Below are 5,822 nucleotides of genomic sequence, written 5' to 3'. Positions count from 1 at the left end.
GAGGAGCACATGGTGGAGTACATGGTGCCCACCCACATGGTCGTCATGAAGGCGTTCCCGCTCACCGCGAACGGCAAGCTCGACCGGAAGGCGCTGCCCGAACCCGTCGTCGCGACCGGATCGTCCGTCCCGCCCACCACCGAAGAGGAACGCGCCGTCTGCGCGGCCGTCGCCACGCTGCTCCGGCTGGACGAGGTCGGAGTCGACCAGGACTTCTTCCGCCTCGGCGGCGACAGCATCCTCGCCATCTCCCTGCTGAGCGCCCTGCGCGAGGCGGGCCTCCACGTCACCGCACGGCAGATCTTCACCCACAGCGTCGTCGGGGCACTGGCCGCCGTGGCGAGCCGCGAGGACGTGTCCGCGCCTCGGCGGAGCGACGTGGCCACCGGAGAGGTCACCGGATCGCCCATCCTGCGGTGGCTGGGCGGCACCACCGACGCCGTCGACGGCTTCGTGCAGTCGGTGGTGCTGAACGTCCCGGTCGAGCTGACCGCCGACGCCCTGGACGAGATCCTCACCGCCGTGATCCGCCGTCACGACATGCTCCGCGCCCGGCTGGTACGCGGCGCCGACTGGAGCTTCGACGTCCCCGGCGCGGACGGAACCGTCCCCGGGTGGCAGGAGAGCGACCTGCCGCTGGAGGAGTGCGTCACCCTCGCCACCGGCGCGCTCGACCCCGACGGCGGCGTGATGCTCCGCGCGGTCTGGCGCCGCGCCGCCCACCAGCTCGTCGTCGTCGTCCACCACGTGGTCGTGGACGGCGTGTCCTGGCGGGTCCTGATGGACGACCTGGCCACGGCCTGGCGCCAGTGCTCCTCGGGCACACCGGTCGAACTGCCGCTGGTCCGCACCTCCTTCCGGCACTGGACGCAGCTCCTCGCGCAGACCGACTTCGACGCGGACCGCGCGTACTTCGCGCGCCCCCTGCCGGGAGCGGACGCACCGGTCGGGCGCCGGGCGACCTCCGAGACGGACACCGTCGACCTGGAACGCACCCGGACCGTCGCGATCGGCCCCGGCCCCACCGCCGCGCTGCTCGGCGACGTCCCCGCGAAGTTCCACGCGGGCGTCAACGACGTCCTGCTCACCGCGCTCGCCGTCACCCTCGCCCGGTGGCGCCGCGACCTCGGACAGGACCAGACGTTCGCGCACGTCGAACTGGAGGGCCACGGCCGCGAAGGACGGTTCGTGACCGGCCCCGAGCCCGAACTCTCCCGCACCATCGGCTGGTTCACCACCCTCTTCCCCGTGGTCCTCGACCCCGGCACGGCCGAGGACCTCACCGCACCCGGCTACCTCGCCGCCGCGCTCAAGGCGGTCAAGGAGAACCTCGCCGACGTTCCCTCCAACGGCCTCTCCTACGGCGTGCTCCGCCACCTGCACGGCACGGCGTTCGACGCGCCCGCACCCCAGGTGCTCTTCAACTACCTGGGCCGCTTCGACGCGGAGACCTCCGGCGACTGGCGCCTCGCCGGCAGCTCGGGGCAGCTCGGCGAACGCCGCGACCCGAGGATGCGCCTGCCGCGCGCCCTGGAGTTCAACGCGATCGCGGAAGCCTCGTCCACCGGCGCGTACGAGCTCCTCACCACCCTCTCCTGGCCCGAGGGGATGTTCACCGACGAGGACATCGACACCCTCGGCACGTATCTGCGCGAGGCGCTGACCGGCCTGGCCGGACTCCAGCAGGGCGGCCACACCCCGAGCGACTTCCCCCTGGTGCCCCTCACCCAGGCCGACGTCGACGCCCTGGACGGACCGGATCTGCGCGACGTCCTGCCGCTCACCCCGCTCCAGGAAGGCCTCTACTTCCACTCGGTCTTCGACGACGACTCGGCTGGCTCCTACGTCGAGCAGCAACTGCTCACCCTCGAAGGCGAGGTGGACACCGACCGGCTCGCCGCGGCCGCCACCCGGCTGCTCGCTCTCTACCCGAACCTCGCCGCACGGTTCACCGCCCTCGCGGACGGCCGAGTGGTATCCGTCCTGGAGAGCGGGGTACGCGCACCCTTCACGGTGCTGGAGCGGCCCGGGATCACCGACGCCGAGATCCGCGACCTCGCCGAGCGGGACCGCCGCGCCGGATTCGACCTGGCAGAGGGCCCGTTGATGCGCTACACCCTGATCCGCGCAGGCTCAGGCCGGACCCTGCTGGTGCAGACCGTGCACCACATCGTCGCCGACGGCTGGTCGGTCCCGCCGATGCTCCGGTCGCTGCTGGCCGAGTACCACGCCCCCGGCACGGTGTACCAGGCCGGCGGGTTCCCCGACTACGTGCGCCGGCTCGCCGGACTCGACGACGAGGAGAGCGACCGGGTGTGGCGGGAGGAGCTCGCCGGACTCCCGGGCCCCTCCCTGGTCGCCCCCGACCACACCCCCTCCGACCGGTTCGCCGACACCGCGGTGGAGCCGGACGGCGACATCGACGCCGCAGCCCGGTCGGCCGGCGTGCCCCTGAGCGTGGCCGTGCACAGCGCCTGGGCACTGACCCTGGGCGGCATCCTGCACGGCACGGACGTGGTGTTCGGCTCCACCGTGTCCGGACGCGACGCGGACGTCCCCGGCATCGAGGACATGGTCGGTCTGTTCATCAACACCGTCCCGGTACGGGCCCGTTGGTCCGGCAGCACCACAGCCCAAGAACTGCTCGCCCAGGTCCGCGAGCACCAGAGCGCCGTCCTGCCGCACAACCACGTCTCGCTCGCGAGGACCGGGCGCCTGGCCGGCCACGGCACCCTCTTCGACACGCTGGTGGTGTTCGACGTCGCGACCGACGTGGACGCGCTGCGCCGGCCCGGCGACGAACTCGCCATCACCGGCATCGAGAACGAGGGCGCCCCGCACTACCCCCTGACCCTCGTCGTCGAACGCACCTCGGGTGGCCGTGCCCGCTTCAACCTCATCCACGACGCGGAACTGCTCCGGGAGACCGGCGCCAGGGAGATCCTGCGCACCTTCACCCGGACCCTCACCGCTCTGCTCGCCCGGCCCGACGCACCGGTCCGCGAACTGGCGCACCCGGAGCGCGGGGCCGTCGAGCGAACCGCGCCGACGACGCTCGGCGGACTCTTCGACGCCGCCGCACGCCGCGACCCGTCCGCCGTCGCGGTCACCGAGTGCGCCCTCGACGGCGCCACCCGCTCCCTGACCTACGGCGAACTCGCCTCGGCACGCGACGCGCTGGTTCCCGCGCTGCGCGCGGCCGGAGTCCGGCCCGGTACCCGGGTCGCCGTCGCGGTTCCGCGCTCCGTCGAACAGGTGGTGGCCCTGGTCGCCATCGTCTCGGCGGGAGGAGCGTACGTACCGCTCGACCTGGCGTACCCGGACGACCGCCTGGAGCACGTCCTCACCGACGCCGCCCCCCAGGTCGTGCTCGTCGGCCCCGGACAGCGGGAACGCTTCACCCGGCTGCTCGGCCGGACCGGAGACGACCTGGCCGTCCTGCTGGTGCTGGGGGAGGAGCCGCCGCACGCCGACTCGCCCGCCCCGGACGGGTCACGCACCGAGGCCGCCCCGCACGACCCCGCGTACGTCATCTACACCTCCGGATCGACCGGCCGCCCCAAGGGCGTCGTCGTCCCGCACTCCAGCGTGGTGACCCTCCTCGCGAACACCAGGACCGCCATGGACTTCGGCCCCGACGACGTCTGGGTCCAGTTCCACTCGTACTCCTTCGACTTCGCGGTCTGGGAGCTGTGGGGCGCACTCGCGCACGGCGGGGAACTGCTGGTGCCGGAGTACGCGCTCACCCGCTCCCCGGTCGACTTCCACCGGCTGGTCCGCGAACGCGGGGTGACCGTCCTCAACCAGACCCCGTCCGCCTTCTACCAGTTCACCGAGGCCGACCGGCACGCGGGCCAACCGGTCACCGCGCTGCGCCGGATCATCTTCGGCGGCGAGGCCCTGGACCTCGCACGGTTGCGCGGCTGGACCGAGCGCCACGGCACCACCACGCCCGAACTGGTCAACATGTACGGCATCACCGAGACCACCGTCCACGTCACCCAGCGGGTGCTCACCGACGAGGACTTCACCGTCGACGGCACCAGCCCCATCGGCGGCCCCGTCCCCGGCCTGACCACCCACCTCCTCGACGACTGGCTCCGACCGGTGCCGCCGGGCCGGGTGGGCGCCATCTACGTCGCCGGCGACCAGGTGTCGCTCGGCTACCTCGGCAGGCCGGAACTCACCGCCGGCCGATTCGTCGCCGACCCGTTCGCCGGTGACGGCTCCCGCATGTACCACACGGGCGACCTCGCCCGCCGCACCCTCGGCGGAGAGCTGGAGTTCGTGGGCCGTGCCGACGACCAGGTACAGCTGAAGGGCTTCCGCATCGAACTCGGCGAGGTGGAGGCCGCGATCAGGGAGATCGACGGCATCACCGACGCCGCAGTCACCCCCGCGGACACCGGCGACCACCTGATCGCCCACGTCGTGGGCCGGGCACCCGCCGACCTCACCCGCCTGCTCTCCACGAAGCTGCCCGCGCACATGGTGCCCGGCCGGGTGCACGCCCTCGACGCCCTCCCCCTCACCGTCAACGGCAAACTGGACCGCAAGGCCCTGACCGAACGCGCCGCACAGGAGGACACCCCCGTCGCCGCGAGCGGCCCCGCCCTCGATGCGCCCGTCGCCCTCGACGCACTCGTCACCCTCTTCGCCGAGACCCTGCCCGAGCCGGACGTCGATGCCGACACCGACTTCTTCACGGCCGGCGGCGACAGCATCGTCGCCATCACCGTGATCAACCGGGCCAGGGCGCTCGGCCTGCCCATCGCACCCCGCGACGTGTTCCTGTACCGCACCCCGCGCGCGCTCGCCGCACACCTGGACACCCGGGCGCCGCTGCTCCCCGCCGTCCCCGAGCCCGCCCGCCCGCAGGACGGACCGGTCGCACCGACCCCGATCGTCCTGCGCCAGCGCGAACTGGGCGGCTCGCTCGACCGGTTCTCCCAGGCCCGTACCGTGACGGCGCCCGACGGCACCACGCCCGCCGACGTCCGGCGCGCCGCGGACGCCCTGCTGGCCGCGCACCCGGCCCTGCGGTTGCGACTGCGGACCGACCACGGGGTCTGGTCCCTGTCCACCGAACCCGCCAGTGACGCCACCGTCCTGCTTCCCGACACCACCGACCCGACCGCAGCCGCGGACGAGGCAGCCGCAGGGCTCGACCCCTCGGCCGGCCGAGTCGTCGCCTTCTCCTGGATCGGGCAGACCCGCACCCTCGTGGTCACCGCCCATCACCTCTGCGTCGACGCGGTCTCCTGGCTGATCCTGACCGAGGACCTGGCCGCCGCGCTGCGCGGAGAGACCCCGGCGCCGACGACCACCCCCTTCGCCGAGTACGCCGAAGCGCTGACCAACCGCTCCGCCGAAGCCGTCGACGGGCTCGGCCACTGGCTCTCCACCCTCGACGCGCCCGCCCCGCTGCCCCCGGCCACCGCGCTGCGCGAAATCACCGTCGTCCTCCCGGCCCGGACCGGCGACCTGGTCACCCGCACCGCGCCCGCCGTCCTCGGCATCGGACTCACCGAACTGCTCGTCGGCGCGCTGCGCGCCGCGCTGACCCGTATCCAGCCCGAGCCCACCGACCTCGCGATCGAACTCGAACACCACGGTCGCGTCCCCGCCCGCGACCACCACGACTACTCCCGCACGGTCGGCTGGTTCACCGCCGTCGCCCCCGTCCGCCTCACCGCGCACACCGACCCCGTCGCCGCCGCCCGCGAGGCCGCCGCGCGCCGGCCCGACGAGGACGGGCACCTCGGCTACGGTCTGCTCCGCCACCTCAACCCGCAGACCGGACCGCTCCTCGCCGCCCGGCC

At 73.5% G+C, this 5,822-nt stretch carries 1 protein-coding gene; it reads left to right on the top strand.

All coding sequences use genetic code 11. The features are described 5' to 3' along the window. The coding region (locus ACFWEP_RS30440) for an amino acid adenylation domain-containing protein (RefSeq protein WP_387374881.1) at window positions 1–5,822 on the top strand (5,822 nt) is incomplete at both ends.

Origin of the sequence: Streptomyces sp. NPDC060198 (assembly GCF_042728415.1) — a bacterium.
GTDB lineage: Bacteria > Actinomycetota > Actinomycetes > Streptomycetales > Streptomycetaceae > Streptomyces.
Note: the sequence above shows the minus strand (reverse complement) of the source record. Positions and strands in the feature narration are given on the sequence as shown.